The organism is Gluconacetobacter diazotrophicus PA1 5 (genome assembly GCF_000067045.1).
GTDB lineage: Bacteria > Pseudomonadota > Alphaproteobacteria > Acetobacterales > Acetobacteraceae > Gluconacetobacter > Gluconacetobacter diazotrophicus.
The window spans coordinates 1,101,674-1,127,139 of record NC_010125.1 but is presented as its reverse complement, the minus strand read 5'-3'; the positions used below and the strand labels follow the sequence as shown (position 1 = coordinate 1,127,139).

Sequence of the window (25,466 nt, the reverse complement as noted above, 5' to 3'; positions counted from 1 at the left end):
AACTTCCCCGGCAGCGTCACGCGCCCGGACGGGCCTCGTTCACCAGCCGGTCCAGTTCCGCATAGCCCGCGACGATATGGTAGAAGGAACTGGCCGGGATCTTGTCGCCCACCGGGTGCCCTGCCGCATCCAGCTGGTCGTTCCATGTTCCGGCCGGGCAGCCGGTGAAATAGGGGCCCAGCAGGTTGTCCACGATCCGCACGATCTGGGCGCCGTTGTCCGCCTGCGGGCCGTGCGTGACGATTTCCGCGCGCAGGGCCTCGGTCTGTGCCCACAGGCGCGCGCCGCCGCGCACGATGGCGCCGTCGCGGGTCAGCACGTCGCGGACCAGCCCCGTATCCGGGTCCACGCCGTGCCGCCGGCCGAAGGCGAACAGGCTGCGCGCGTGGCCCGGCAGCGTCCGGCCGGTCAGGCGGCCATATTCATGCAGCAGCCAGACCCATTCGTACTGATGGCCCGGTTCGACCAGCGTGCCGTCCAGGCCGGAAACGGGCTGCCAGGATTCGGTGAAGAATTCGCCCAGCGTCCCGGCGCGCTCGTCGAACAGGCAGGTGCGGAACAGTTCCACCAGATCGTGCGCCAGCGCGGCGTCGGCGTCGTCGCCCGTCGTCTCGAACAGCGCCAGCGCGGCTTCCAGCAGGTGCATGTGCGGGTTCTGCTGACGGGGGCCGTCGGTGCGCGGCAGGGTGTTCAGGAACCCGCCATTACCGGTGGCCATCGTGGCGCGCAGCCATGCGACCGTGCGGCGGGCCAGGCGCACCGGCTCGCCGGACCGATCCAGCCGCGCGTACCACGACAGGGCGAAGAGGATGAAGGCCAGGTCGTACAGATCCGCCGTGCGGTCCAGCACCGCGCCTTCCGGCGTCAGGCGGGACACCCATCCGCCGTCCGCCCGCAGCCCGGACAGCATGAAGCGATAGATCCCGCGCGCCCGCTCCGCCCCGCCCGGCCAGCCGTACAGGGCGGCGCGGGTGAAGGCATATAACTGCCGCGCCTGCACCCGCATGCGCTTGAAGCCCGGGCGGGCGGGCCGGCCGTCCAGGGCCAGATGTTCCTGCGCGCCCCAGCGGGCGGGGTCGTCCGCCGTGCCGTCGCACCCGGCATCGCCCCATGCCGGCAGGGCGGTCTCGAACAGCCACGACCGGAACGCGGCATGGGCCTGGCGGATTTTGTCGTCCGCCACGGCGGGGGGGGTGACGGGGGCCATTCCGTCGGCGGTCATCGGTCGGCCGCCCCGGCGGCACGGATGCGGCCGATCGTGCGGGTGGTCGATTTGCCGTCTTCCAGGTCGGCCAGCACCACGCGCCCGCCGGCCTGCCGCACCACGTCCGCGCCCACGACCTGGTCGGGGCGATAGTCCGCGCCCTTGACCAGCACGTCGGGCAACAGCAGCCGGATCAACTCCAGCGGCGTGTCCTCGCCGAAGGCGACGACGGCATCGACGTGGCGGATCGCCGCCATGACCCGGGCCCGGTCTTCCAGCGGGTTGACCGGGCGTTCGGGGCCCTTCAGCCGCGCCACGCTGGCATCGTCGTTCAGCGCCACGATCAGCCGGTCGCATGCCCTCCGGGCCGCCGCCAGCAGCGCGACATGGCCGGGATGGATGATGTCGAAACAGCCGTTGGTGAAGCCGACCCGCAGGCCCTGCGCCTTCCAGCGCGCGACCTGCTCGGCCGCCTGCGCGCGCGACAGCAGGGACGGCGTGCCGCCCATGGCATCGGCGTCCTGGGCGTTCAGTTCGGCCAGGACCTCGGCGATGTCGGCCGTCGCGGTGCCCAGCTTGCCGACCACGACCCCGGCGGCGGCATTGGCCACGTGCATCGCCTGGGCCAGCGTCATGCCCGATCCCGCGGCCAGCGCCAGGGCGGCGATCACGGTGTCGCCCGCGCCCGACACGTCGAAGACCTCGCGCGCGCGGGCCGGGACGATCTGGACCCCGCCCTCGCGCTCGACCAGCGCCATGCCCTTCTCGGACCGCGTGGCCAGGATGGCGACGGCGTCGGCCCGGGCCATCGCCGCGCGGGCCGCCTGCTCGATCTCGGCGTCGGTATCGATGGGCAGGCCCGTGGCCTGGGCCAGTTCACGGGCGTTGGGCGTGATGCAGCTCGCCCCGCGATAGCGTGCGAAATCGCGCGATTTCGGATCGACGAACACCGCGATCCCCCGCGCCCGCGCCGTGGCGATGGCATGGGCGATCACCGGGTCGGCGCAGGTTCCCTTGGCATAGTCCGACAGCACGACGATGTCCGCCGCGCCGATATGGGCGTCAATGGCGGCGATCAGGGACGTGGCCTCGTCGGGTTGCAGCGCCAGGCGGCTTTCCTCGTCCGCGCGGACGACCTGCTGGTTGGCGGCGATGAAGCGCGTCTTGCAGATCGTCGGCCGCGCGCCGGTTTCGACCAGTGCGTCGGTCAGGCCCGGGCGCTGGCCCAGCAGGCCGCGCAGGGCCTGCCCCGGCGTGTCCCGTCCCACCAGGCCGACCAGGATCGCCCGGCCGCCCAGCGACAGGATGTTGTTGGCCACGTTGCCCACGCCGCCGGGCATTTCGCGCGTGCGGCCCAGCCGCAGGACGGGCACCGGGGCCTCGGGGGAAATGCGCTCCATTTCGCCATAGACGAAACGGTCCAGCATGATGTCCCCGATGCACAGCACCGTGATCGATGAAAAATCCATGGCCGGCTACGCGCCGAATCCGGCGACGAAGGCCGCCAGCCCTGCCTGCCGCCGGGTCTGCAGCCGCGCTGCCGTCAGGACCGACCGGGCCTCGCCGATCGCCCGGTCCAGGTCGGCATTGATGATGACGTGATCAAATTCCTGCCAGTGCGCGATTTCGTCGCGCGCCGCCTTCATCCGCCGCTCGATCTCCTCGGGGTGGTCGGACGCGCGATTGCACAGCCGGCGCTCCAGTTCCGCCAGTGACGGCGGCAGCACGAACAGGCTGATGACGTCGTCGGGCAGGGCGGCGCGGATCTGCCGGTGGCCCTGCCAGTCGATGTCGAACACCATGTCCCGCCCCTCGGCCAGGGCCGATTCGACCGGGCCGCGCGGCGTGCCGTAGCCCCGGCCGAACACCGTCGCCCATTCCAGCAATTCGCCGGCCTCGGCCATCTGCTGGAACTGTTCCATGCTGCGGAAATGATAGTGGACGCCGTCGGTCTCGCCGGGCCGGGGCTGGCGGGTGGTGACGGAAACCGAATGCAGCAGCCGGGGCTCGGCCGCGCGCAACGCATTGGCAATGGTCGATTTTCCGGCCCCCGACGGGGCCGAGATCACCAGGCACACCCCGCGCCGCGCCACGACCGGGCCGCCCGCCGGACCCTGGTGATGGGCGGGGGGGCGTTCGCCCGGCTGTCGTTCGCGGCTGTGCGTCATCGGCGGCGTGTCCTTGGGTCCTGAACCGGTCCGCGCCGGCCGCGCGGATTTGCGGTCTTTTATCAGGAGGTCTCTATTCTGGCGAATATGAAACAGGATACGATTCTTATCACCGGTGCTTCGTCGGGTATCGGTCGGGCCATCGCGCTGGCGCTGGCGGCTCCGGGCGTGGTGCTTCATCTGGGCGGGCGCGATGCCGGGCGGCTGGATGCGGTCGCGCGGGCCTGCGCGGACCGCGGGGCGCGGGCGCAGACCCGGCGGCAGGATGTCCGCGACCAGGATGGCATGGCGCGCTGGATCGGCGATGCCGGGCCGCTGGACCTGGTCTTCGCCTGCGCGGGCATCACCGCCTCCACCGCGCGGCCCGCCGGCGGGGGCGCCCCGCGCGAACCGGACGGGCAGGTCCGGCGCATCATGGATGTCAATGTGGGGGGCGTGGTGAACACCGTGCTGCCGGCCCTGGCAACGATGGGCCGGCAGGCGCGCGACCCGCTGGGCGTGCGGGGGCGCATCTGCGCCATTGCCTCGGTCGCGGGGTATGTCTCGTTTCCCGGCACGCCGTCCTATTGCGCGTCCAAGGCGGCGGTGGACCGGTTCATGGTCGCGACCGGCGGCAACACGGCCCGCGACGGCATCCTGCTGTCCAGCGTCTGCTGCGGCTTCGTCCGCACGCCGATGGTGGCGGCCAACCGCTTTCCCATGCCCGGGCTGGTCGAAGCCGGCGACGCGGCGGCGGCGATCCTGCGCGGGGTGGCGGCGGGGCGGCGGCGCATCGCCTTTCCCTGGTGGCTGGCGGCCGGGTCGCGCCTGATGGACCGGCTGCCCCTGCGCTGGGCCGAGGCCTATTACGCCCGCCAGCCGGCGGGCCAGGCCGGGTCGATGCCGGAAACCGGGGGCATGGCTTCCTTCACGGGCGACTTGCCATAACCGGTCCGATTACGCGACGATCGCGGTGATACGCTCTCGAGGAGCCGCATCCGTTGCCGATGTCGTTTTTGCGTCCGCCCGTCATGGAGGAGTTCGGTGCCGCCGCCGTGTCCCGGCCGGTGCCGGCCGCGCGCAAGACGATGCCGATCGATCGCGTGTTCTGGAGCCATTTTTCCCCCAACCTGGGGCCCGGCGGCTGGGTGACGGGCGTGCTGCTGGTCGCGCTGGGGCTGGATTTCCGGGCCGGGCTGCTGGCGATCCTGGTCGGCAACGTGGTGGGCGCGCTGCCGGTGGCGCTGGCCGCCGCGATCGGCCCGCCCACGGGGCTGACGCAGATGGAGGCCTCGCGCCGGGCGCTGGGGCGGCTGGGGGTGCGGCCGCCGGCCTTCCTCAACTGGATCTATTGCGTGGGCTGGGACGCGGTGAACAACGTGCCCGCCGCCACGGCGCTGATGGCGTTCCTGTCGATCGTGGCAGGGGCCAGCCCGCCCTTCTGGCTGGCGCTGGGCGTGCTGGCCCTGGTACAGATGGCGGCCAGCATCTACGGCCATGACATGGTCCAGGCGTTGCAGAAATATCTGGGCGCCGTGCTGCTTCTGGCCTTCCTGGTGATCGGCGTGCAATGCGTGTCGCTGGGGGGCGCGCTGCCGCGCGCCGCCCATCCCCCCACGCTTGCGACCATGCTGCTGGCGATCGCGATCCTGGCCAGCTTCAACCTGTCCTGGGCGTCCTATTCGTCGGACTATACGCGCTATCTGCCCGCCGACAGCGACCCGAAACGGGTGGTCGGGCTGGCGCTGGCCGGCCTGCTGGGCTCGGCGGTGCCGTTCCAGACGCTGGGCCTGCTGACGGCGGCCAGCATCGCCGAACCGTCACCCACCGCCGTGATCGCCAGCCTGCAGCACGCGGCGGGGCCGTTGGGGCCGGTGGTGCTGGCGGCCATCGCGCTGTCCTCGGTCACAGGCAATTCCTTCAACGACAATACCGCCAGCTACAGCCTGATTTCGGCGGGCATTCACATCCCGCGCGTTCTGGCGGCCATCATCACCGCCCTGCTGGGCTATGGCCTGGCGGTGGCTGGGGCGGGGCGCTACGCCGCGCTTTATACCGACTATCTGGTGGTGACGATGTACTGGATCGCACCGTGGATTGGCATCGTGCTGGCGGACTGGTATCTGGGCGACCGGACCGCCCATCCCGTGCCCCCGGGCTGGACGCGCGGGGCGACCATCTTCATCATGACCACGGTGGTGACCATCCTGCTCTTCTCGACCAGCCAGCTCTATACCGGTCCTGTCGCCCGCTGGCTGGGCGGGGCCGATATCGGCTATTATGTCGGCTTCTTCGTCGCCGCCCTGTGGTACGGCCATGGCGCGGCGCGGGGCCGCCGGCCGGTGGTGCGGGCGTGACGCACGACGGTCATCCGCCGGGCGCCGCATGAATCCCTGTCGTCCCTTCATCCTGCGGCCGGTTGCCACGACCCTGATCTCGCTGGCGCTGGTGATCGCGGGGCTGTTCGCCTATCGCGCGCTGCCGGTGGGCGACCTGCCGAACATTTCGGTGCCGATCATCTACGTGGTCGCGACCCAGCCCGGGTCCTCGCCCCAGCAGATGGCAACGTCGGTGACCACGCCGCTGGAACGCCGGCTGGGGCAGATTTCCGGCATCAGCGCCATCGAATCCGATTCCACCGACAGCACTGCCTTCATCCTGCTGACCTTCGACGACAGCCGGAATATCGACGGCGCCGCCAACGACGTGCAGGCGGCGCTGCGGGCCGCGACGCAGGACATGCCGGCGACGTTGCAGATGGTGCCGCAATACTGGAAGGCGAATCCGGCCGACAATCCGATCATGATCATGGCGCTGACGTCGGACACGCGGCCGATGGCCGACCTGTACGACGTCATGAAGACACACCTGCAGCCCATGCTGTCGCAGATCAAGGGCGTGGGCTGGATCGAGATCACCGGCAGTTCGGCCCCCGCCGTGCGGGTCGAGATGAACCCGTATCCGCTGTTCAAATACGGCATCGGGTTCGAGGACATCCGTTCGGCCCTTGCCTCGGCCAACGCCAACACGCCCAAGGGCTTCGTCGATGTCGGGCCGCAGCGCTACAGTATCTCGACCAACGACCAGGCGCGGCACGCGGCGGATTATCGCGACCTGGTGGTGGGCTATCGCGGCAGCCGCCCGGTGCGGCTGACGGATGTCGCAAGCGTGGTGGACGGGGTCGAGGACGAACGCCAGACCGGCTATTTCAACGGGCATCGCGCCGTCATGGCCATCGTCCGGCCGCAGCCCGGCGCCAACGTCATCCGCGTGATGGACGAAATCAAGGCCCGCACCCCGGCCATCATCGGCGCCCTGCCGCGCGGGATGACGCTGACGCCCGCCATGGACCGGTCGATCACCATCCGCGCCTCGCTGGCCGACACGCAGCTGACCCTGCTGATCTCGGTGCTGCTGGTGGTGGGGGTGGTGCTGGTGTTCCTGCGCGCCCCGCGCTCGACCCTGATCCCGGCGGTGACGGTGCCGATCTCGCTGGCCGGCACGCTGGCGGCGATGTACCTGCTGGGCTTCTCTCTGGACACGCTGTCGCTGATGGCGCTGACCATCGCCACCGGCTTCGTGGTCGATGACGCGATCGTGGTGGTGGAAAACATTGCCCGCCACATGGAAGCCGGGATGGACCGGCGCGCGGCCTCGATGCTGGGCGCGGGCGAAATCGCGTTTACCGTGCTGTCGATCACCATCGCGCTGGTCGCGGTGTTCCTGCCGCTGCTGCTGATGCCGGGCACGCCGGGCAAGATCTTCTACGAATTCGCCATGACGCTGGCGGTGACGGTCGGGATTTCGCTGTTCCTGTCGATCAGCCTGACGCCGATGATGTGCAGCCTGCTGCTGGACGTGGCCCATGGCGCGCCCCTGCCGGCCGGGGCATCGCGCACCCGCCGGGCCCTGCGCCGCCTGTCGGACGGGATCGAGGCGACGTTCGAGGCCATCCTGCACACCTATGTCCGTTCGCTGGACTGGGCGCTGCGCCATCGCTGGTGGGTGCTGTCCACCCTGCCGCTCAGCCTGGTGGCGACGGCGGGCATCATCGTGCTGATGCCCAAGAACATCATCCCCAAGCAGGACGTGGCGCTGATCGTCGGCTATTTCCGGGGGGACGAAACCGGATCGTTCCAGAAGATGGACGGCAAGATCCGCGCCGTCAGCGCCGCCATGATGGCCGATCCCGACACCGAATCCGTCGCGGCGTTTTCCGGCGACACGCGGGTCGAGGGACAGGCCTTCGCCCAGATGACCGACAAGCACGATCGCAGCGACGGCCCGGACGAGATGATCGCCCGTATCCACAAGCGCCTGGAAGGGCTGACCGGCGTGCGCCTGTCGCATGTTTTCGGCGCGGCAGACGTGAACGGCGGCGGCGGCCGCCAGCAGCAGGGTGCCTATCGCTACGTCCTGCGCAGCGACAATGCCGAGGACATCTATACCTGGACGCCCCGGCTGGTGCAGGCCCTGCAGGGCAGCAAGGTGATGACCGACATCACCACCAACCTGACCAACCGCGCGGCGGCATCGTATGTCGACATCGCCCGCGATACCGCCGCGCGCTATCTGGTCACGCCGCAACTGATCAGCAATGCGCTGTTCGACGCCTACGGCCAGCGCAGCGCCTCGAACATCTCGACGCCGATCGCGACCTATCACGTGGTGATGGAGGTCGCGCCGCCCTATCGCCAGTCGCCCGACGTGATGCAGGCCTTCCGGGTTTCGACCTCCGGCGGGTCGGCGGGCGGGGGGACCGTGTCCAATACCGTGCGCGTGGCGCTGTCCGACCCGGCCGCGACTTCGCAGGCCTCGTCGCTCAGCCAGCAATCCTTCCGTAATGCCGTGGCCAACCGGCTGGCCGGGGGCGCCGGCGCGTCCAGCGGCTCGGCCGTGTCGTCCAGTATCGAGACGATGGTGCCGCTGCCGGTGGTATCGCGGATCGAACAGCGCCCGACGTCGATCTCGGTCAGCCATCGCGACGGGTTCGTCTCGGGCGCGGTGTCCTTCAACCTGGCCAAGAACCGGTCGCTGGACGAAGCCGCGGCGGAAATCCGCGCCACGATGGTGCGCCTGCATGTGCCCGAATCGGTCCAGGGCGGCTTCACCGGCGAGGCCGCGCAGTTCCAGACGGCGATGATCAACGAACTGCTGGTCTTCATCGCCGCCCTGGCGACGATGTACGTCACGCTGGGCATTCTGTACGAAAGCTACGTGCATCCGCTGACCATCCTCTCGACCCTGCCGTCGGCGGCGGTGGGGGCGGTGCTGGCGCTGTGGCTGACCGGGCAGGAATTCTCGCTGATCGCGATGATCGGCGTGATCCTGCTGGTCGGCATCGTGAAGAAGAACGCGATCCTGATGGTGGACTTCGCGCTGCACGCCGAACGCGACGGCGCCATGTCGCCCGAGGAGGCGATCCGCGAAGCCTGCGCCAAACGCTTCCGCCCGATCCTGATGACGACGCTCGCCGCCGCCTTCGGGGCGGTGCCGCTGATCCTCAGCGGCGGCTACGGGATCGAACTGCGCCGCCCGCTGGGCATCGCCGTGGTCGGCGGCCTGGCCATGAGCCAGTTGCTGACGCTCTACACCACGCCGGTCGTTTACCTGCTGCTGGAACGCATCCGCTCGTGGGTGGTCCGGACCGCCTCGTCCCGCTGGCGGTCGCATATTGGCCGCGCTACGTCGCTGGATCGGCCGACGGCGTAGGGCGTTCGGTGCGTCTGTGGCGAAGGACTTCTTTTTCTGAAGAAAAAGAAGCAAAAAGACTTTGATTCGTTAAGAGACTTTGTATGACGCTCGCGCATAATACCAACGGTTATAGACACAGACCTGTGTGAGCCCACTTTCTGAGCCCGATGGATCGGATGGTGTCAGGCAGGGCGGCAAGCTTGTTCCAGGCGGAACAGGCGGCGTCGATGATATGATCGATGCCGTCGAAGACGGTGTTGGACAGCCAGTTGGCGCGCAGGAACTGCCAGACATTTTCGACCGGGTTCAGTTCGGGCGCGCGGGACGGCAGGAAGATCAGGCTGATATTGCGGGGCAGCTTCAGCTTGTCGGTGGTATGCCATCCTGCGCGATCGAGCAGCACGACGGCGTGGGCACCGCGGACGACGCAGCGCGAGATTTCCTCGATGTGCAGTTGCATGCTGGCGGTGCCGATGAACGGGAGCGCCAGGCCGGCGGCTTTGCCACGCGCCGGACAGATCGCGCCGAACAGCCAGGCATTCTCGTAGCGCTGATCAGCCGGCTGGCGTGGCCGCGTGCCACGCCGGGCCCATTGTCGGACGATGCCGTTCTTCTGGCCGATCCGGGCCTCGTCCTTACATGAGGGTTCAGGTGTCAACGTATTTTCGCGATGGCGTGTCTCCTGTCCCTATGGTCTTAAGTCAGGTGCTTTTATGGGCTCGGGGCCCTTCCGTATCGCAGCAGCGGCTGCATCACCTTACATGCGGTCGGATCGCGCGAGCGACCCGCACCATAATGCCTCTTGCACGAGGCTCTGCCCCGACGACGCGCGACCCACCTGAAACGCGGTAGCGTGGCGCTACCAAAGAAGAAGACGGTCGCGTTCCCCGTATCGCCGCCGACGACTGATCGGCCCGCGGCACTTCTGTCTATCTATTCTGCGGTCGTTCCGGTGCCGAATGCGAGACCGTCCGGTATCGATCCTGTCTCCACATAGCGCCAAAGCGCAATCAGAAGCTTTCTCGCCATGGCCACGATCGCAATGCGGCGTGTCCGCCCTTTCAAGGTGCCGACGCGCTCACGAAACCATGAGGCGAGCCCGCTTGCGGGCTGATAGCGTAGCCAAAGCCAGGCGAGTTGGATCATCGCCGTCCGCGCTCGCGGGTTTCCGGCCCGGCTGATGCTTCGATCACGATCCATGCTGCCACTTTGATAAGGCATAGGCGTAATGCCGACGTAACTGGCCAGTTGGCGACGGTTGTCGAAGCGGCGATAGAACACCTCCCGAACGAGAACGGCAGCGAAATTCTCGCCGATGCCGCGGATCTGTTTCAGCGAGACGATCTTTTGAGTCACACGGTCATCCATCGCTGCGGCGTCCAGTGTCTTGGCCCGTTCAGTTTCCAGTTCTCGGATCAGTTCCAACGCCAGGAGAAGCCGACGACGCAGGCGGTCGAGTTCAGCACGAAGGAACGGCGGCAGTTCCCGCAATACGCCCGTGCGCAACGCGGCGACGTCGCGTTCCCAGGACCGTAACGACGGTCTACCCCGGATGCCCTGGGTAAACAGCAGCGCCTCTATTCTGTTTTCGATACGCAGCCTTTCCTGAACAAGGTGTTCGCGTTCGCGGTGTGTACGTTTGGCATCCTCCTCGTCGGGCGTCGGCACACGCACCATGCTGCATATCTGGCGATCACCATTGAGCCATGCCGCAAGAACACGCAGCATGCCTTCCGCGTCGAGACGGTCCGTCTTGGCCCGACGTGCGCGACGATTGACCAGAATGCTCGTGGGCTCAAGCACATACGCGGCGATGCCGTGCGCTGTCAGCAAACGATACAGCCAGAAGCCATCGCGGCCGGCCTCGAAACAGCATGACACCTCCGCGACATCACCCGGCTGGGTCGACGCGCGCGTTTGAAGCTCCGCGATCAATTTCAGCAGCCCTGAGGCGTCTCCACCTTCGAGGCGATGCAATCGGGATTTCGTGGCTCCCGAGATAGTCTTTACCGCGACAAGCCAGGAGGAAACGCTGAGTTCGATGGCAATGTGAATGGCGTTCTCGGATGACATGGCAGGAACTCCCTCGTCATTGGTGCTGACACGCTTGAGATTGAGCCTTTCTTGCCGGCGGTGTCTGCCCTCATAGCATCTGGAACCAGATCTCGATCGGCTTGCCCTTGGGCAGATGGCCGGTATGGGCATTCAGGATGCGGGGGAAGTTTTTTTGAATGCCTCCATGACGCCAGCGTCCTGACCCGGGTGACGTGGCCGGGCGCTGACATAGGAAAAACCAAGCCGTTTCAGTAGAGTGGACACATGACGCTCATGATAGACGACGCCGAAGCGCTCTTCGATCACGCGTTGCAGATCGACCCGGCGCCAGCGCACCACGCCATCACGCTGCCGATCCGGCCCCGCCTCGACCAGGGCCTTCAATTCGGCCTGCTGTGCCCCGCTCAGGCGGCAGGCCGGCCCTGCGTGCAGATGATCGCGCAGGCCATCCGGCCCTTCAGCATTGAAGCGGTGAACCCAGTCCCGCAGCGTCTGGCGGTACCATGCCGCCTACGCGGGCCGCATCGGTGCGGCTGGCCCCGTCACGGATCGCCGCCAGGGCCAGAAGCCGGCGCGCAGCGTTCGCCTGCCGGCTGCGCGCCGCAAGTCGCCTCAGATCAGAGGCCGAATAGTCATCCCGTAGCTTCACCGCTCTCGTCATCTGCCAGATCCTCCCAAAATCAAGAGAATCAGAGCCGGCGCCGTTCGTCACTTCACACACGAGTCAGTGGCTACGGCCTTTGGTATAACTTCTGAATGAAGCAGCGCACATGGCTAACTACCATTCGGCTGGTTTTCGGCCCGCTCGAACTGGCTGACAAACTTCACATTGTAGGCATATACTCGCCGTCCGGCGTAATGATAACTAGCCTTGTCCGTGCGACGGTTCAATAACGACGACGACGCCGCACGGTCAGTACGGATCTTCACCGATTACACGCGGGGCGATGTCGTCGCGCACCATCAGCATGGAACTGAACCGCGACGGTGTTCCGGGTCGTGCAGTGACGTGAATGGGGACCGTCCACCATTCACGGCAATCGGGAACGTGGTACCGGCATCCTGAATAATGAAATGTATGTCGGGCGTCTGGTCTGGAACCGGCTGCGCTATCTGAAAGATCCCGATAGCGGCAAGCGCGTCTCCCGTCTCAATCCTGAATCCGAATGGGTCATCCAGGAGGTGCCGGAGCTGCGGATCGACGAGCAGGATCTATGGGATACCGTAAAGGCCCGACAGGCCGAGACGACCTTCCGACGCGGGCGTGGCAAAGGGGGCACTGTTTGAAGACGGCGGCGTCCTCGCCACCTCTTTGCCGGGCTGATCCGCTGCGCTTGCTGTGGCGGTGGTTACAGCATGATCTCAAAATATCTGCTCGGCTGCTCGACGGCCCGCAACAAGGGCACCTGTGACAACCGTCTGAACATTCGTCGCGATGCCCTCGAAGCATCAGTGCTGAGCGGGCTGCGGACGCACCTGATGGAACCGGACCTGTTCAAGGAGTTTTGCAATGAGTTCACCCGCGAGGTGAACCGACTGCGCATGGAACTTGGGGCCGATCTCGCAGCAATGCGGAATGAGTTGCCTCGCATTGATCGCGAACTGGACAAGGCAATCCAGGCCATCCTCGACGGCGTTCCAGGTGCGAAGCTCAAGGATAAGATCGGCGCGCTCGAAGCTCGCAAGATCGAACTCACAGAACGTCTGGCCAACGCGGAGGAGCCGCCTCCCCCTGCTACATCCGAACATGGCGGAGATTTATCAGCAACGGATCGCGTCTCTTTATGAGAGCCCTCAGGCCGAAGAGACAAAGAGCGAGGCGGCCGAGCGCCTGCGCACGCTCGTCTCTCAGATCACGCTCCAGCCGACCGACGGCGAACTGGCGATCATCCTGCGCGGCGACCTGGCGGCGATCCTGCAGTTCGCGGCGCATAAGAAAAACGCCACGGTCCATCCGGACAGTGGCGTTCTTGATGCGTTCGTATCGCAAGTATCGTTGATTGCGGGGAACCGCACACTACGATCCCGGCGAAATGTGGCGAATGGTCATTCGCAAGCGTCGTTGGTTGCGGGGGAAGACAACCAACGATACTTGCGATTGGTGGACCGCGGGATACCCCGTCTCGCCGCGTGACAGAGTCGCTATACCACAAAGCGCACGGGCGTATCCAATTGGAATCCTTATTATAGGCAATCCGCCTCATACATGATCCCATATCGTGATTAATATATGAAGCAATGTGTCATGACTGAGACCACATGCCTCTCCGACGCCTTCGATCCATCTGGGCTGATTGAATAGCCCCTAGTTTTCTAGACGCCTTGAGCATTCAATATCTGCTGCCGTTCGAACTCCGCAGGTGACAGCGTCCCGTTCCTGACGTGCTTACGCACCAGATTGTAGAACATTTCGACGTAATCAAACACGTCCTCCCGGGCTCCCTGACGTGTTTTGTAGGTTTGGCGCCGAATGCGCTCGCGCTTGAGCGATGAGAAGAAGCTCTCCGCCACAGCGTTACGCCCGTTCCCGTCTTCAAATGGAGCAGAGCTTTCATATCGCGCCGACCGTCCCGGAAATGGCGTCGAACCGCCTCTCCTCACGGAACCTGAAGGTGCTCTAAAAGAACTCTGCTACGGTGACGCCGAAGGGCGTGGTTGGCCGGCCAGTCAGCCGGGCGAGTTCGCCGCCGTCTTCAAACAGTGCCCCCTTTGCCACGCCCGCGTCGGTGTCCGACAGGACCGTGGCGAATAGCTCCGGCACGCCGGCTCCGAGCAGCGCCGTTCGATACGCGTCCGGGTCCATGTTCCGATAGGGGAGCGGCTTCCCCGAGGCATCGGCTACCGCCGCAACGAACTCGGCCAGCGTGTAGGATGTATCACCGGCCAATTCGTAGGTGCGGCCAGTATGATCGCCGCCGGCCAACACGACCGCTGCGGCCCTGGCATAGTCGGCACGGGCCGCGGACGAGATACGTCCCTCCCCGGAGGCGCCAAGGAACACGCCATGCTGCAGGGCAGGTGCGATCCGCCACGTATAGACCTCGGTGTACCAGCCATTCCGCAGCAGCACGAACGGCACACCGGACTCTTTCAGTGCGGCTTCCGTTTCGCGATGCTCGGAGGCGAGGAGTAACGGGGACGTATCCGCACGAAGGATGCTGGTATAGGCGATCAGGCCAACGCCCGCGTCCTTCGCCGCGGCGATGACGTTGCGATGCTGCGCCGTGCGCTGGCCGATTTCGCTGCCGGAAATCAGGAGCAGCCGGTCGATGCCCGCGAGCGCACTGGCCAGTGTTTCCGGTCGGGCATAGTCGGCCACGCGGACCTCCACGCCCTTGTTGCGGATTGCGACCGCCGCGTCCTTCGCGGGATCGCGTACGCCCGCCACGATGGCGCTGGCGGGCACCGTCTCAAGAAGTGCTTCGATGACCAGGCCGCCGAGATGGCCGGTGGCAGCGCTGACGAAGAGCGTGGGTGCGGTGGGCATTGTCGGTCTTCCTTGTGGTTCGCAATCGACACAAGGTAATTAAGTGAGACCATAGACGGCGTGAAGGAGGCAGGATTTTGGGACAGGGTGAGGCAAAAGTAACCGCCCCGGCATTCGATGCCACCGTCCAATTGTTCGCCGAACGGCAGCCCGGCCAGCCGGTCGATCCACAATGCCCGGTGCGGGACGTGCTCGATCGCATCGGAGACAAGTGGTCAACGCTGATACTGGGCACCCTCGCCACCGGCCCGCACCGGTTCAGCGCCGTGCAGCGCGCGATCCCGGACATTTCCAAGCGGATGCTGACGCAGACCCTCCGCGATCTGGAGCGTGACGGCCTGATCGCGCGCACGGTGTTTCCCACCAAGCCGCCAAGCGTCGAATACCGACTGACGCATCTTGGTGTTACGATCTTCGAACCGCTGACCTCCCTTGTCCGATGGGCCAATCAGAGCCATGCCGCCATCCGGGAGGCCCGTCTGGCGTTCGATCAGGCGTCCTGAAGCTGTTCCAGATCGGTAATCAGCCCCTGGCCGGTCGGTGCCCATCCCAATGCCTGCAGCGTCAGTGCGCTGGAGGCGCGCATGTCGAAGCCAGCGAACATCGCGAAGCGTCCGAAGAAAGCCGACGACGCTCTTGAAAGCCAGGGGAATTTATCCAATTACGGCAAAATGCGTCGGATCATGGCGTTATCAACACGCAGACACCCCCACAGTCAGCAGCGACGAGCCTATCGTACAGATGCATCCGGCTATTTCATTAGGTCCGCATAAAGCTGCTTCGGCTCGGACGAGAGCGCATCCTTGACTTGACGCGTCATGTCATCTGCCACCACCTCCCAGTCTCCGACTTCGACCGCATCTAATGCCGCATTCGCGACGCTAGCGGGCGCATTTTTGGGCATATCAATGCCTCTCATCATATCGGTGTCGGTCGCGCCGAGTTGTACGCCTACGACGAGTGTTTTCTGCTTTGCGAGCTCGAGCCGAATACCATTGGTTAGGCTCCATGCCGCAGCCTTCGCCGCCGAATAGGCCTCTGCGCCCGGATAACTGAACCACGACGTCACGGAGAGCATGTTCACAATCGCGCCGCCGCCATTTGAGCCGAGGATTGGGGAGAAAGCGCGCACCATGTGACGTGCCCCCCTTTTTGTATCCACTCAAAAGGAGAGTTCCCGTTTTTTATGGCTTGAGGTTGATGGGATGACAAGTGTCTCGGGGGCATGCCCCCGAGACACTTGTCTGGCGACCTGATCCGGTGTCCTGCCACCCAGCTGGGAATGGGGGCGCACCGTATTGTAGTCTTCCCGCCAGTCAGCCAGAGCCTGTCGGGCATGGCTGAGAGACGTGAACAGCGTTTCGTTGAGGCATTCGGTCTTAGGTAGCAGATGCACCAAATTTACGGCTGGATGAGACGTGCCCGATTGGGTTCAATATCGGTATGGCTGAATTATTGGTTGTGCAGACCCTGACCGAGAAGCGTGCCGAAATCCTCGGACGTATCAGGGCCTATGAGGCTCAGATCGCACAGGCGAAGCACGATCTGGCGCATGTAAACGCGACAATCGAGCTGTTTGCTGCACCCGGACGACAGCGTACCCGCTACATGGTCAGCCACGGGTTTTTCAAAAAAGGCGAGATCGCCGATATCTGCACGAACCATCTCGAGGTGGATGGCGAGATGAATACACGTCAACTCGCCGAACGTGTCATGGCCGAACGCGACCTCGACAGTTCGGATACGGCGTTACGCAACTCTGTCGTGTTCAAGGTCGTCCAGGCCCTCCGCCACGCCAGACGCCGCAAGCTCGTGCGGATGGTCGCAAAGCGTAAAGGCATGTGCGTCTGGGCGCCAGGGGACGGCGTCACGCTGCGCGTCGTTGCCAATAGCCCTTCCATGCCCGACTGACGGGCACTGCCAACGCTCTGCCAGTCAATCGATCAGCCAGGCACCCGTTGCTTTCTTTGCGGTGATCCTCGAGCCACGCCGCATGGGTTGCGTAGGCATCAAGATATCGTCCATCGACCTTCAGATGCTGGCCGCTGATCATGCGCCTGAGGCGAGAGAAAAAGCTTTCGGCAAAATTGGTATGCACTCCATCCCGACTGTAAGCTTGGGCGTGGTTGATCCGCCGCATGTCAAAGTCCTGTTCGAGCAGATCCCAGTGTGCTGCCTCGTCGGTCGCGACTATGGAACCGGGAACGATCCGCTCATGAGCGAAATCAACGCCCTGGGATTCCCGCAGAAACGTCCGTGTGAGCGTTCGGCCGTGTCGTTCGCGCAAGACGACAACCACGCGGCGCTTGTCGCTGCGATTGTCGAGACGCCGGCGATCGATGCGGTCTTCACGCAGGTTGGCGGGGCGGACATGGCCGCCGAAGAATGCACCGTCGACCTCGACCGTCCCGAACAGTCGTGCCTCCCGGGTCTCCGTGGCCATTGCCTCACGTAACTTGTGCATCAGCACGAATGCCGTCTTGTGCTGGATGTCGAGGTCGCGCGAGAGCTGAACAGATGACAAACCCTTGGAGGCATTTACGAACAGACAGATCGCCCCAAGCAAGTCTACGAAAGATAATTTCCGGGATGCGAAGATTGTTGACGTGCTCCCCGAAAACCGAGCCATTCTGAGTTGGAATTTTCCATTTATGATCCCGTACTCGGGATGAGGAGAGTTTCATGAAGGCATCGAAGTTCACCGGGGCGCAGATCGCGTTTGTTTTGAAGCAGGCCGAAGGGGGCACACCTGTCGGCGAGGTCTGCCGGAAGGCAGGCATTTCGGATACGACGTTCTACAACTGGCGGAAGAAATATGCGGGCCTGATGCCATCCGAAATGAAACGGCTGCGTCAGCTCGAAGACGAGAACGCGAAGCTGAAACGGATCGTGGCGGACCTGTCGCTCGACAAGGCGATGCTGCAAGACGTGCTGTCAAAAAAGCTCTGAGGGCTGCGCGCAAACGCGAACTCGTGGACAGGCTTCAGGGGGAGTGGAAGATCTCGACACGGCGGGCCTGTGCGGAGCTGCAGATCGATCGTTCCCTCTATGTCTACAAGTCGAAGCGCGGCACGCAGGCCGAACTGACACAGCGGATCCGGGAGATCTGCGCAACCCGTGTGCGCTATGGCTATCGCCGCGTTCATATCCTGCTGCAGCGGGATGGCTGGGCGGTGAACCCGAAGCGGATCTATCGTCTTTACAACGAGTTGGGCATGCAACTGCGCAACAAGGTGCCCAGGCGGCGGGTCAAGGCGAAAGTGCGCGAGGACCGTCGTCCGGCGACGCACACCAATGATATCTGGGCAATGGATTTTGTTCACGACCAGCTTGCGACGGGCCGCAAGATCAGGATCCTGACCGTGATCGACACCTTCTCCCGCTTCTCGCCGGCCACGGATCCCCGGTTCAGTTATCGCGGCGAGGATGTCGTCCAGACCCTGGAGCGGATCTGCGGGCAGATGGGTTATCCCAGGAGCATCCGGGTCGACCAGGGCTCGGAGTTTGTCAGCCGGGATCTGGATCTATGGGCGTATCAGAAGGGTGTCGTGCTCGACTTTTCTCGCCCGGGCAAGCCGACCGACAACAGCTTCATCGAGTCCTTCAACGGCAAATTCCGGGCCGAGTGCCTGAACACGCACTGGTTCATGAGCCTTGACGACGCCCGGGCAAAAATGGAGGCTTGGCGTCAGGACTACAATCCTGCTTCACAACACCCATCTGTCTATATGACTGTTTCGAATAAGTTTTCTTGTGCATGTGTTTGTCCTACAAGCTGACTACGCCGTGTTTTTGCCTGGCGGGCGATAAGCTTCGCTTTGTCGCTATCGAGGATATGTCGGTCGAATATCCAGGGACCGTCAGGCAATGGGTGCGTTGCGGCGATCTTTCCGGCCTCGGCAGCAAGCCGTAGCGTTTTGGGGGCGATGCCGAGTAGCTTCGCAGCTTCACCCAGATTGAGGCACGGCATTTCTTCATCAGGCATGACCCGACAGACCGGGATCCGAAAAGGCGAGCGCATGGAAGTCACCCGTTCGCATCCCGCGGCCAGGCGGCCGGAGCAGCGGAAAGCAGGCGCTCTTTACCTCAGATCTATAAAAAGCCTTCATGGCGTAAGCCACGAAGGCTATGCACGGGGCGAGCGTCCCATCATTGCTTACGACTGGACGCTTGCAAACCCCCGCACCTGGATCGGAGCGAGTTATGGTGAGACTTTAAGGCGATAGCGGGGCGCCGGTGTACCATTTTGAAATCCCGGCTGGAGTGCCAGTCGTGCTTTGTCATAGGCCTTCCATTGATCCTCATCGACCAGCGGCGGGATCGTCACATCCTCGCGCCGGTCAAAACCGACCAACGCTGCGTCCACCAGGTCATATACGTCCATTACGACTTGAGGTGGGAACATACCGATATCCATCCCACTCCTTTCCCAGACTTCCGTGCGAGTAACCGCGGGCAGCAAAGCCTGAACGTATACGCCTTTCGGACCGAGTTGCAGACCAAGCCAGCGACTGAACGTCAGTAGGTAAGCCTTGCTGCCATTATAGGCGCCATCCAGCAATTCGCTGACCAACGCAAGAACAGAGGCAACATTCACGATCGCGCCTTGTCCCCGTTCGGCAAAGGCATTGCCAGCCGGCGTCGCAAGACGCGTCGGAGCAGTCACGTTCAGCGCGATCAGGCGCTCCAAGTCGGCTGCGGGAGCCGTGATGACGCTCCCCGTGAGCGCCATACCCGCGTTGTAACGAGCAGGTCGATCCGCGGAATCGCCGCGCAGGCGATCCTCGACGCGCGCTACATCCTGACTTTTTGTGAGGTCCGCGCCGACTACGTCCACCTTACGAGACGTCTCAGCGGTCAGGCGTCGCGCGAGTTCCTCCATTCGCTCGACGTTGCGCGCGACGAGAACGAGGTCATAGCCCCGACGGGCGAGACGATCGGCGTAGGCCGCTCCGATCCCGCTGGATGCCCCGGTGACAAGGGCTGTTTTGCGTGAAGTTTCGGTCATGAGAGTTCTCCAGTCACTTGCAGAATAGTGACCGTTGCACATCAATAGCCACCTCGCTATCAATATGCAATGGACTGCGAAAAAATCTCTGGCGGAAAATGCGCCATCGCCCATGGGGTCGCCCGCGTCGGGGATGCGTGGAGCATGATGATTCTGCGTGATGCGGGGCTGGGCTTTTCGCGCTTCGACGAGTTCCATAAAAGCCTTGGTATCGCGCCCAACATCCTCACAAGCCGTCTCGCAATGCTCGTCAATCAGGGGCTTCTCGAGGGTCGGGCAGTATTGGATCGCCTCCCGGGAGACGAGTTTGTGCTTACTGAGGCGGGACGAGATTACCTGCCCATCTTGCACGCGCTCGGTGCCTGGACCCAACGGCATTTCGCTGATCGTCGGTTCAGCCGACTGGTGGACACACAGAGTGACGCACACGTTGAGCCTGTCGTCGTAGACCGTGCAACGGGCCGCCCCACCAGGGACATGGCATTACGACTCGAAGAGCCGGACCTCTCGAAGCGATAAATCCCCGCCCTCATTCTCGCCAGCGCCGAAACACGACGGAGGCGTTCACACCGCCGAATCCGAAACCATTCGAAATGGCATAATCAAAACACTTTTTCCGAGATTCAGGCCCTACAAGATCGAGTCCCTCCGCCAGCGGGTCCGGGCGGCTCAGATTCAGCGTCGGCGGCATGAGCTGATCGCCCAGCGCCATGACAGTGAAGATTGCCTCGACCCCGCCGGCGGCTCCGAGCAAATGGCCAGTCGCGGATTTCGTGGCGCTGATAGCCGGGCCGCCACCTTCCCCGAATACAGCGCGGATCGCGGCCAGTTCTCCACGATCTCCGACCGGCGTCGAAGTCGCATGGGCGTTCAGATGCCCGATCAGTCGCGGAGAGACGGCCGCCTGATCAAGCGCCGCGCGCATTGCCTCCGCGGCACCTGCGCCGTCTTCTGGTCCAGCCGTCAGATGGTAAGCATCCGCGCTCGTTCCGTAACCGACGAGTTCAGCAAGCGGTCGCGCGCCACGCGCCAGCGCGTGATCCAACCGCTCAACGACAAGAATGCCTGCGCCTTCCCCCATCACAAATCCGTCCCGCCCCTGATCGAAAGGGCGTGATGCCTGCTCAGGCCGGTCATTGTAGCCAGTTGACAAGGCACGGGCCGCCGCAAAGCCTCCAAGGCTCACCCGATCGATCGCCGCCTCCGATCCACCGGCTAAGGCGATGTCCGCCTCGCCCGCACGAATCAGGCGCGCCGCGTCACCCAATGCCTGGACACCGGCTGCACATGCAGTCGCGGGGGCTCCGATCGGTCCCTTGAAGCTATTCCGGATCGACACCCATCCCGCCGCAAGATTGACCAAGAAGGATGGAACCGTGAAGGGAGAAAGCTTGTCAGCTCCCCGTAATTCGACCGTCCGCACGGCATTGGCTATCGCGCCGAAGCCGCCGATTCCAGACGCGATGACGGTCGCGGTCCGTAGTTTTTCCTGCTCCGTTCGCGGATTCCAGCCGGCCTGACCCAGCGCTTCCTGCGCCGCGCCCAGAGCAAACTGAATAAAGCGATCCATTTTCTTGCGGTCCTTGACCGGGATCGTCTCCTTCAATGTTGAAACCCGCGTCATCGGCGCGCCCCGGCACGAAACCGGCGATCTGGCAATCGACGCCGCGCGCGAAATCCTCGGCAACGCGCTGGATACCCGACTGACCGGCGCCAAAGGCGGCGCCAGAGCCGCGTGACTGCCGCAGGCGAGCGGCGGCGCGAGACCCATACCAGTTATAACACTTCGCATGATTACGATACCCATACCAGTTATAACAATTCGCATGATATTCTTTCTGAATTCGGTAAGCGGGTGCCCGACCGCGACGCGTCTATGTGGGGCCAGTCGCAACCATGGTTTCTTCATCTTCGGGCCGGATGCGATACCAGATTGCATAGAGCGCCGGCAGGAACATCAGGATCAGCCCCGTGCCGGCCGCCGTGCCGCCGATCAGCGTATAGGCCAGCGATCCCCAGAACACCGATTCCGTCAGCGGGATAAAGGCCAGCACCGCCGCCAGCGCCGTCAGGATGACCGGGCGGGCACGCTGCACGGTCGCCTCGACCACCGCATGGAACGGATCGAGCCCCGCCGCCTGATTGACCTTGATCTGTCCGATCAGAATCAACGTGTTGCGCATCAGGATGCCCGACAGGCCGATCAGGCCCAGGATCGCGTTGAAGCCGAACGGCTGATGAAAGATCAGCAGGGTCGGCACGGTCCCGATCAGCCCCAGCGGGGCCGTCAGGAACACCATGAACATGCCGGAGATGGACCGGGTCTCGAACACCAGGACGATCAGGGTCAGCAGGACCATCACCGGAAAGATCGGCACCAGGGCCTTGTTTGCCTTTCCGGGATTCTTCCGCGTTGCCGCCGGCCTCAATACGATAGCCGGGGGGGCAGCGTCGCACGGACCGGCGCCAAAGCCTGATCGACCTCCCGCGTGACCCTGCGGCGGTTGCAGGTTTTCGTCGATATCCTCTGTACCGTGATCGTCCTGATCCAGCACGAAATGCGCCGTCGGTACGCGCTCACCCCAATCGGTATTGACGTCACGTGTATGGGGATTATTCCGCATGATTGTGCCGAGCTGGGCCGCGATATCGCGCACCCGATCCACATCGGGTCCCATGACACGGAACATGACCGGGAAATGGGTGTAGGGGCCGAAGACGAACTGCGTCACGCGGATCCGGGCTTCAGGCGCCATCCCCTGGGCCACGGCTTGCCGCATACGATCGCGCAAGCGGTCGCGATCCTGCGCACTCGGTGTCAGGACGACGATCTTCGCAAAGGAAGGGTCGGGCAGTTCCGGGTTGTACGCCAGGAAGAAACGCGGTGCGCCGGCACCCACATAACTGGTGACGATCCTTGCCTCAGGCTGTGTCTTCAACCACGCCTCCACACGGGCCGTGACCCGCGTGGTGGTTTCGATACTGGTGCCCTCCGGCATCTGCACCTCGGCCAGCAGTTCCGGGCGGTCCGAACTGGGGAAGAATTGCTGCCGAACAGAGCCCATCCCGATGAAGGCAAGCAGGAACAACGCCAGCACCGCTCCCCCGACCATGAACTTGCGGCGCACGACCCACACGACCAGGCGCCGGAAGCGACGGTAATTGGGCGTGGCGTAGATATGTTCGTAGGCGCCATCGACCCGCTTGATATCCGGCAACAGCTTGACGCCGAGATAGGGCGTGAACACCACGGCCACGAACCAGGAGGTCAGCAGTGCATAGCCGACGATCCAGAAAATGTTGCCGGCATACTCGCCGGCGGTCGAGCGCGCGAAGCCGACCGGGGTGAAACCGATGATCGTGACCAGCGTGCCGGCCAGCATCGGAGCCGCCGTGTGGCTCCAGGCATAGGCGGCGGCCTTCGTGCGTTCGTACCCTTCCTCCAGCTTCACCACCATCATTTCGATCGCGATGATCGCGTCATCGACCAGAAGACCCAGCGAGATGATCAGCGCTCCCAGCGTGATGCGATCCAGCGCCCGCCCGGTCACCAGCATGATGACCATCACGATCGACAGTGTCAGCGGCACAGCAGCCGCAACGACGATGCCGACCCGCCAGCCCAGGCTGACCAGGCTGACAACCATCACCACCGCGAGCGCCACGAAGAATTTCAGCATGAACTCGCCAACGGCGGCATGAATGATGCCGGCCTGATCGACAATTTTCGTCAATGTAACCCCAACGGGCAGCCCTGCTCCCAGCGTCTTCTCTGCGGCGGCCAGGGACTGTCCGAGCTTCAGCCCATTCCAGTGATCCTGCATCACGACGTTCAGGATGAGCGTCTGCTGCCCGCTATGACGGACGAGATAGGTCGGCGGGTCCTCATACCCCCGCTCCACCGTCGCGATGTCCGAGATCTTGAAAGCCCTGCCGCCCGCCGCGATGGGGATGTCGCGAATTTTCTCCAGGTCGTCCAGCGCGCCGTCCAGCCGCACGAAGACCTGCGGGCCATGTGTATCGATCGAGCCGGCGGCCGTCACCGCATTCTGACGCTGAAGTGCCGCGAACACGTCCTGGGCGCTGATCCCGAGCGTGACCAGTCTGGCATTGGAAAAATTGACGAAGATCTGCTCCGGCCGTTCTCCGACAATATCGACCTTGCGCACGCCCGGCACATGCAGCAGGCGCTGCCGCACCGTTTCCGCCTGACGGACCAGCAGGCGTTCGGGCAATCCATGACCGTCCAGCGCATAGACCGCAAAATCGACATCGGAATATTCGTCATTAACGAACGGTCCCTGCACGCCTTTCGGCAGAAGGGGCATGGTGTCGTACAGCTTCTTGCGCGTCTGGTAGAATTGCTCGGGAACGGCGGCAGGCGGCGTGTTGTCCCTGAGCGTAACCATCATCAGCGCCAGGCCCGGCCGGGTCAATGTTTCCACCCGGTCGTACCATTGCAGTTCCTGCACGCGCTTTTCCAGCGGATCGGCCACCAGATCCTGCATTTCCTGCGCCGTGGCACCCGGCCAGACAGCGGTCGCCGTCAGGGTCTTGACCGTAAAAGGCGGATCCTCGGCACGGCCGAGACTGAAGAACGCGTAGGCGCCAGACAAAGCCAGTGCCACGATCAGGAACAATGTGATCCCGCGCTCGCGCACCGCGAGGGCGGACAGGTTGAATCCGCTCATTGCATCGCGACCTTTGTCGAGGCGATCTGGACACGCTCGCCGATATGCAACTCGTGACCGCCGGCCGCCGCGATCAGCATGCCCGGGCGAAGATCCGCACCGGGAACGACCGTCGCCGTCTCCTCGCCGATATGTGCGATCTGTACCGGATGAAAGCTGACCGTCGATGCCCGGCCATCCACGCTCCAGACGCCGGGCCCCTTGCCCTCGTCATCGACGGCGCCCAACGGTACGACGAGCGCGGTCGGATCGTCGCTGGCTTCAGGCAGGTGGACACGCACCGTCGCCCCCAGCGGCGCGTCCGCGCCTGGCCCGTCCATGACGTAAACGGCCTCGAACGTGCGGGTACGCGGGTCGACGGCGTCGGACAATTGCCGCAGATGCGCGGACACACGGGAACCCTCGTCATACAGTTCGGCTTCCGCCGCGGAATGCAGGATCGGACGCACCCCTTCCGGCAGGTCGATTGCGGCCTCGCGCGGGCCGGCATGTGCCAGCACGATCACGGTCTGGCCGGCCGCGACGACATGCCCCGGTTCCGCCAGGGTCTGGACGACGACACCGTCTTCATCCGCCCGCAGCAGGGAATAATCGTCCTGGTTGCGGGCGATCTTCTCCTGCGCGATCGCCGCATCCAGTTGCGCGCGGGCGCTGTCCGCTGCGGCTTTCACCTGATCGTAGGCCGAGGCTGCCACAGCACCGGTCGCGACTAGACCGCGATAACGGCGCTCATCGGCGGCCGCCTGGACCCAGCGGGCATGCAACGATGCGACGCCGCCGATTTGGGTCGTCACGGCATGGAGATAATCCGTCGGGTCCAAACGCATCAGCACTTGCCCTTTGGACACAGTCTGCCCGGTGTCGACCAGGCGTTCGACGATCTTGCCGGAAACGCGAAAGCCTAGATCACTTTGGACTCGGGCCGCTACGACCCCTGTGTAGACATGCTCGGCTGTCGTTGCGGACTCGATCCGCACCGTCTCCACGATACGTTCAGCCGTGCGCGGATCAGGATCATCTTTGGGCTTGCAGGCCGACAGCCCGAATGCGGTGCAGATGCCGGCCGCTGCAAGAAGGGATAGGCGTGTTCCAGCCATGTTCGGGCTCCCAACGGGTTTGGAAGCCCAAATGTACACGAGTGACCGTATTGTCAATTGGTCACATAAAGCCACGCGCTAAA

Annotated in this window: 20 protein-coding genes and 5 pseudogenes; 10 read left to right on the top strand and 15 right to left on the bottom strand. The window is 64.2% G+C overall.

All coding sequences use genetic code 11. From position 1 onward, the window contains the following. Positions 1–16 precede the first annotated feature (16 nt). The 3 genes from GDI_RS05345 to gmk are packed head-to-tail and all read right to left on the bottom strand — an operon-like array spanning position 17 to position 3,372. Positions 17–1,222 (bottom strand): AGE family epimerase/isomerase, encoded by a 1,206-nt coding sequence (locus tag GDI_RS05345; RefSeq protein ID WP_012224199.1) that lies wholly within the window; start codon positions 1,220–1,222, stop codon positions 17–19. Further along, positions 1,219–2,673 (bottom strand): D-glycero-beta-D-manno-heptose-7-phosphate kinase, encoded by a 1,455-nt coding sequence (gene rfaE1, locus GDI_RS05340; protein WP_012224197.1) that lies wholly within the window; start codon positions 2,671–2,673, stop codon positions 1,219–1,221. Before rfaE1 ends, GDI_RS05345 begins: the two co-directional genes overlap by 4 nt. A gap of 6 nt (positions 2,674–2,679) precedes the next feature. Further along, complete coding sequence (gmk, locus tag GDI_RS05335; protein ID WP_012224195.1) at positions 2,680–3,372, bottom strand: guanylate kinase; 693 nt, start codon at positions 3,370–3,372, stop codon at positions 2,680–2,682. Positions 3,373–3,459: 87 nt separating this feature from the next. Between gmk and GDI_RS05330 the strand changes: the two genes are divergently transcribed. Genes GDI_RS05330 through GDI_RS05320 form a run of 3 tightly spaced genes read left to right on the top strand, consistent with a single transcriptional unit; the run spans position 3,460 to position 9,063 of the window. After that, entirely contained in the window at positions 3,460–4,299 is an 840-nt protein-coding gene (locus GDI_RS05330) for an SDR family NAD(P)-dependent oxidoreductase (protein ID WP_012224194.1), read from the top strand. 59 nt (positions 4,300–4,358) lie between these two features. Continuing rightward, positions 4,359–5,708 carry a purine-cytosine permease family protein gene (locus GDI_RS05325; RefSeq protein WP_041249312.1) on the top strand — a complete coding sequence of 450 codons (1,350 nt, stop codon included), beginning with the start codon at positions 4,359–4,361 and terminating at the stop codon, positions 5,706–5,708. A gap of 28 nt (positions 5,709–5,736) precedes the next feature. Continuing rightward, complete coding sequence (locus GDI_RS05320; RefSeq protein ID WP_012224182.1) at positions 5,737–9,063, top strand: efflux RND transporter permease subunit; 3,327 nt, start codon at positions 5,737–5,739, stop codon at positions 9,061–9,063. Positions 9,064–9,172: 109 nt separating this feature from the next. Here the strand turns inward: GDI_RS05320 and GDI_RS05315 are convergent. The 3 genes and pseudogenes from GDI_RS05315 to GDI_RS18965 form a co-directional block, all read right to left on the bottom strand. Continuing rightward, positions 9,173–9,682 (bottom strand): annotated as a pseudogene (locus GDI_RS05315) (IS630-like element ISGdi5 family transposase); the annotation flags it as partial. A gap of 296 nt (positions 9,683–9,978) precedes the next feature. Continuing rightward, positions 9,979–11,118, bottom strand: coding sequence for an IS110-like element ISGdi7 family transposase (locus GDI_RS05310; protein ID WP_012224178.1), 1,140 nt, complete (start codon positions 11,116–11,118; stop codon positions 9,979–9,981). Between the two features lie 79 nt (positions 11,119–11,197). After that, positions 11,198–11,761, bottom strand: a pseudogene (locus tag GDI_RS18965) (IS630 family transposase); the annotation flags it as partial. A gap of 413 nt (positions 11,762–12,174) precedes the next feature. Here GDI_RS18965 and GDI_RS20610 point away from each other — a divergent pair. The 3 genes from GDI_RS20610 to GDI_RS20600 all read left to right on the top strand — a co-directional run bounded on the left by GDI_RS20610 (position 12,175) and on the right by GDI_RS20600 (position 13,234). Next, positions 12,175–12,387: a hypothetical protein gene (locus tag GDI_RS20610; protein WP_408735209.1), complete on the top strand. Its 213-nt coding sequence runs from the start codon at positions 12,175–12,177 to the stop codon at positions 12,385–12,387. A gap of 69 nt (positions 12,388–12,456) precedes the next feature. Then, positions 12,457–12,888, top strand: coding sequence for a hypothetical protein (locus GDI_RS20605; protein ID WP_408735208.1), 432 nt, complete (start codon positions 12,457–12,459; stop codon positions 12,886–12,888). Beyond that, positions 12,848–13,234 (top strand): hypothetical protein, encoded by a 387-nt coding sequence (locus GDI_RS20600; protein WP_408735207.1) that lies wholly within the window; start codon positions 12,848–12,850, stop codon positions 13,232–13,234. The genes GDI_RS20605 and GDI_RS20600 overlap by 41 nt, the downstream gene beginning before the upstream one ends. Positions 13,235–13,413: 179 nt before the next feature. Here GDI_RS20600 and GDI_RS05300 read toward each other — a convergent pair. Continuing rightward, positions 13,414–13,617, bottom strand: a pseudogene (locus GDI_RS05300) (IS3 family transposase); the annotation flags it as partial. Between the two features lie 100 nt (positions 13,618–13,717). Next, complete coding sequence (locus tag GDI_RS05295) at positions 13,718–14,587, bottom strand: SDR family oxidoreductase (protein ID WP_012224174.1); 870 nt, start codon at positions 14,585–14,587, stop codon at positions 13,718–13,720. A gap of 77 nt (positions 14,588–14,664) precedes the next feature. On the opposite strand from GDI_RS05295, the gene GDI_RS05290 reads away from it, so the two are divergent. After that, positions 14,665–15,090, top strand: a complete 426-nt coding sequence (locus GDI_RS05290; RefSeq protein ID WP_012224172.1) for a winged helix-turn-helix transcriptional regulator — start codon at positions 14,665–14,667, stop codon at positions 15,088–15,090. A 248-nt stretch (positions 15,091–15,338) separates the two neighbouring features. Here the strand turns inward: GDI_RS05290 and GDI_RS05285 are convergent, their stop codons facing one another. Continuing rightward, complete coding sequence (locus GDI_RS05285; protein ID WP_269446539.1) at positions 15,339–15,749, bottom strand: SDR family NAD(P)-dependent oxidoreductase; 411 nt, start codon at positions 15,747–15,749, stop codon at positions 15,339–15,341. Further along, positions 15,750–15,968: pseudogene (locus tag GDI_RS18955) on the bottom strand (integrase core domain-containing protein); the annotation flags it as partial. It abuts the gene before it with no gap. Positions 15,969–16,030: 62 nt separating this feature from the next. Here GDI_RS18955 and GDI_RS05280 point away from each other — a divergent pair. Then, positions 16,031–16,498, top strand: a complete 468-nt coding sequence (locus tag GDI_RS05280; RefSeq protein WP_012224168.1) for a hypothetical protein — start codon at positions 16,031–16,033, stop codon at positions 16,496–16,498. Here GDI_RS05280 and GDI_RS18950 read toward each other — a convergent pair. Continuing rightward, a pseudogene (locus tag GDI_RS18950) lies at positions 16,455–17,210 on the bottom strand (IS1595 family transposase); the annotation flags it as partial. The gene GDI_RS05280 and the pseudogene GDI_RS18950 overlap by 44 nt on opposite strands. 59 nt (positions 17,211–17,269) lie before the next feature. Here GDI_RS18950 and GDI_RS05265 point away from each other — a divergent pair. Continuing rightward, positions 17,270–18,366, top strand: a protein-coding gene (locus GDI_RS05265; protein ID WP_157870998.1) for an IS3 family transposase whose coding sequence is annotated in 2 segments (ribosomal slippage) — positions 17,270–17,522 and positions 17,522–18,366 — 1,098 coding nt in all. Because the reading frame shifts where the segments join, the coding sequence is not laid out codon by codon here. Positions 18,367–18,788: 422 nt separating this feature from the next. Here the strand turns inward: GDI_RS05265 and GDI_RS05260 are convergent. Further along, complete coding sequence (locus GDI_RS05260; RefSeq protein ID WP_012224160.1) at positions 18,789–19,595, bottom strand: SDR family NAD(P)-dependent oxidoreductase; 807 nt, start codon at positions 19,593–19,595, stop codon at positions 18,789–18,791. 69 nt (positions 19,596–19,664) lie between these two features. On the opposite strand from GDI_RS05260, the gene GDI_RS05255 reads away from it, so the two are divergent. Further along, positions 19,665–20,114 (top strand): winged helix-turn-helix transcriptional regulator, encoded by a 450-nt coding sequence (locus GDI_RS05255; protein ID WP_012224158.1) that lies wholly within the window; start codon positions 19,665–19,667, stop codon positions 20,112–20,114. Between the two features lie 10 nt (positions 20,115–20,124). On the opposite strand, the gene GDI_RS05250 is transcribed toward GDI_RS05255, so the two are convergent. From GDI_RS05250 to GDI_RS05240, 3 genes are all read right to left on the bottom strand, one after another. Then, positions 20,125–21,366, bottom strand: a complete 1,242-nt coding sequence (locus GDI_RS05250; RefSeq protein ID WP_231854223.1) for a beta-ketoacyl-ACP synthase — start codon at positions 21,364–21,366, stop codon at positions 20,125–20,127. A 103-nt stretch (positions 21,367–21,469) separates the two neighbouring features. After that, positions 21,470–24,286, bottom strand: a complete 2,817-nt coding sequence (locus tag GDI_RS05245; RefSeq protein ID WP_012224155.1) for an efflux RND transporter permease subunit — start codon at positions 24,284–24,286, stop codon at positions 21,470–21,472. Next, positions 24,283–25,458, bottom strand: coding sequence for an efflux RND transporter periplasmic adaptor subunit (locus tag GDI_RS05240; RefSeq protein WP_231854222.1), 1,176 nt, complete (start codon positions 25,456–25,458; stop codon positions 24,283–24,285). Before GDI_RS05240 ends, GDI_RS05245 begins: the two co-directional genes overlap by 4 nt. Between the last annotated feature and the right edge of the window lie 8 nt (positions 25,459–25,466).

What these genes read in the sequence shown, in the direction of transcription:
- GDI_RS05345 (WP_012224199.1), bottom strand. Translation starts at nt 1,222, where the DNA reads ATGACCGCCGACGGAATGGCCCCCGTCACCCCCCCCGCCGTGGCGGAC.
- GDI_RS05325 (WP_041249312.1), top strand. Translation starts at nt 4,359, where the DNA reads ATGTCGTTTTTGCGTCCGCCCGTCATGGAGGAGTTCGGTGCCGCCGCC.
- gmk (WP_012224195.1), bottom strand. Translation starts at nt 3,372, where the DNA reads ATGACGCACAGCCGCGAACGACAGCCGGGCGAACGCCCCCCCGCCCAT.
- GDI_RS20610 (WP_408735209.1), top strand. Translation starts at nt 12,175, where the DNA reads ATGTATGTCGGGCGTCTGGTCTGGAACCGGCTGCGCTATCTGAAAGAT.
- GDI_RS05245 (WP_012224155.1), bottom strand. Translation starts at nt 24,286, where the DNA reads ATGAGCGGATTCAACCTGTCCGCCCTCGCGGTGCGCGAGCGCGGGATC.
- GDI_RS20600 (WP_408735207.1), top strand. Translation starts at nt 12,848, where the DNA reads ATGGCGGAGATTTATCAGCAACGGATCGCGTCTCTTTATGAGAGCCCT.
- rfaE1 (WP_012224197.1), bottom strand. Translation starts at nt 2,673, where the DNA reads ATGGATTTTTCATCGATCACGGTGCTGTGCATCGGGGACATCATGCTG.
- GDI_RS05310 (WP_012224178.1), bottom strand. Translation starts at nt 11,118, where the DNA reads ATGTCATCCGAGAACGCCATTCACATTGCCATCGAACTCAGCGTTTCC.
- GDI_RS20605 (WP_408735208.1), top strand. Translation starts at nt 12,457, where the DNA reads ATGATCTCAAAATATCTGCTCGGCTGCTCGACGGCCCGCAACAAGGGC.
- GDI_RS05255 (WP_012224158.1), top strand. Translation starts at nt 19,665, where the DNA reads ATGGACTGCGAAAAAATCTCTGGCGGAAAATGCGCCATCGCCCATGGG.
- GDI_RS05280 (WP_012224168.1), top strand. Translation starts at nt 16,031, where the DNA reads ATGGCTGAATTATTGGTTGTGCAGACCCTGACCGAGAAGCGTGCCGAA.
- GDI_RS05330 (WP_012224194.1), top strand. Translation starts at nt 3,460, where the DNA reads ATGAAACAGGATACGATTCTTATCACCGGTGCTTCGTCGGGTATCGGT.
- GDI_RS05295 (WP_012224174.1), bottom strand. Translation starts at nt 14,587, where the DNA reads ATGCCCACCGCACCCACGCTCTTCGTCAGCGCTGCCACCGGCCATCTC.
- GDI_RS05320 (WP_012224182.1), top strand. Translation starts at nt 5,737, where the DNA reads ATGAATCCCTGTCGTCCCTTCATCCTGCGGCCGGTTGCCACGACCCTG.
- GDI_RS05260 (WP_012224160.1), bottom strand. Translation starts at nt 19,595, where the DNA reads ATGACCGAAACTTCACGCAAAACAGCCCTTGTCACCGGGGCATCCAGC.
- GDI_RS05250 (WP_231854223.1), bottom strand. Translation starts at nt 21,366, where the DNA reads ATGGGTCTCGCGCCGCCGCTCGCCTGCGGCAGTCACGCGGCTCTGGCG.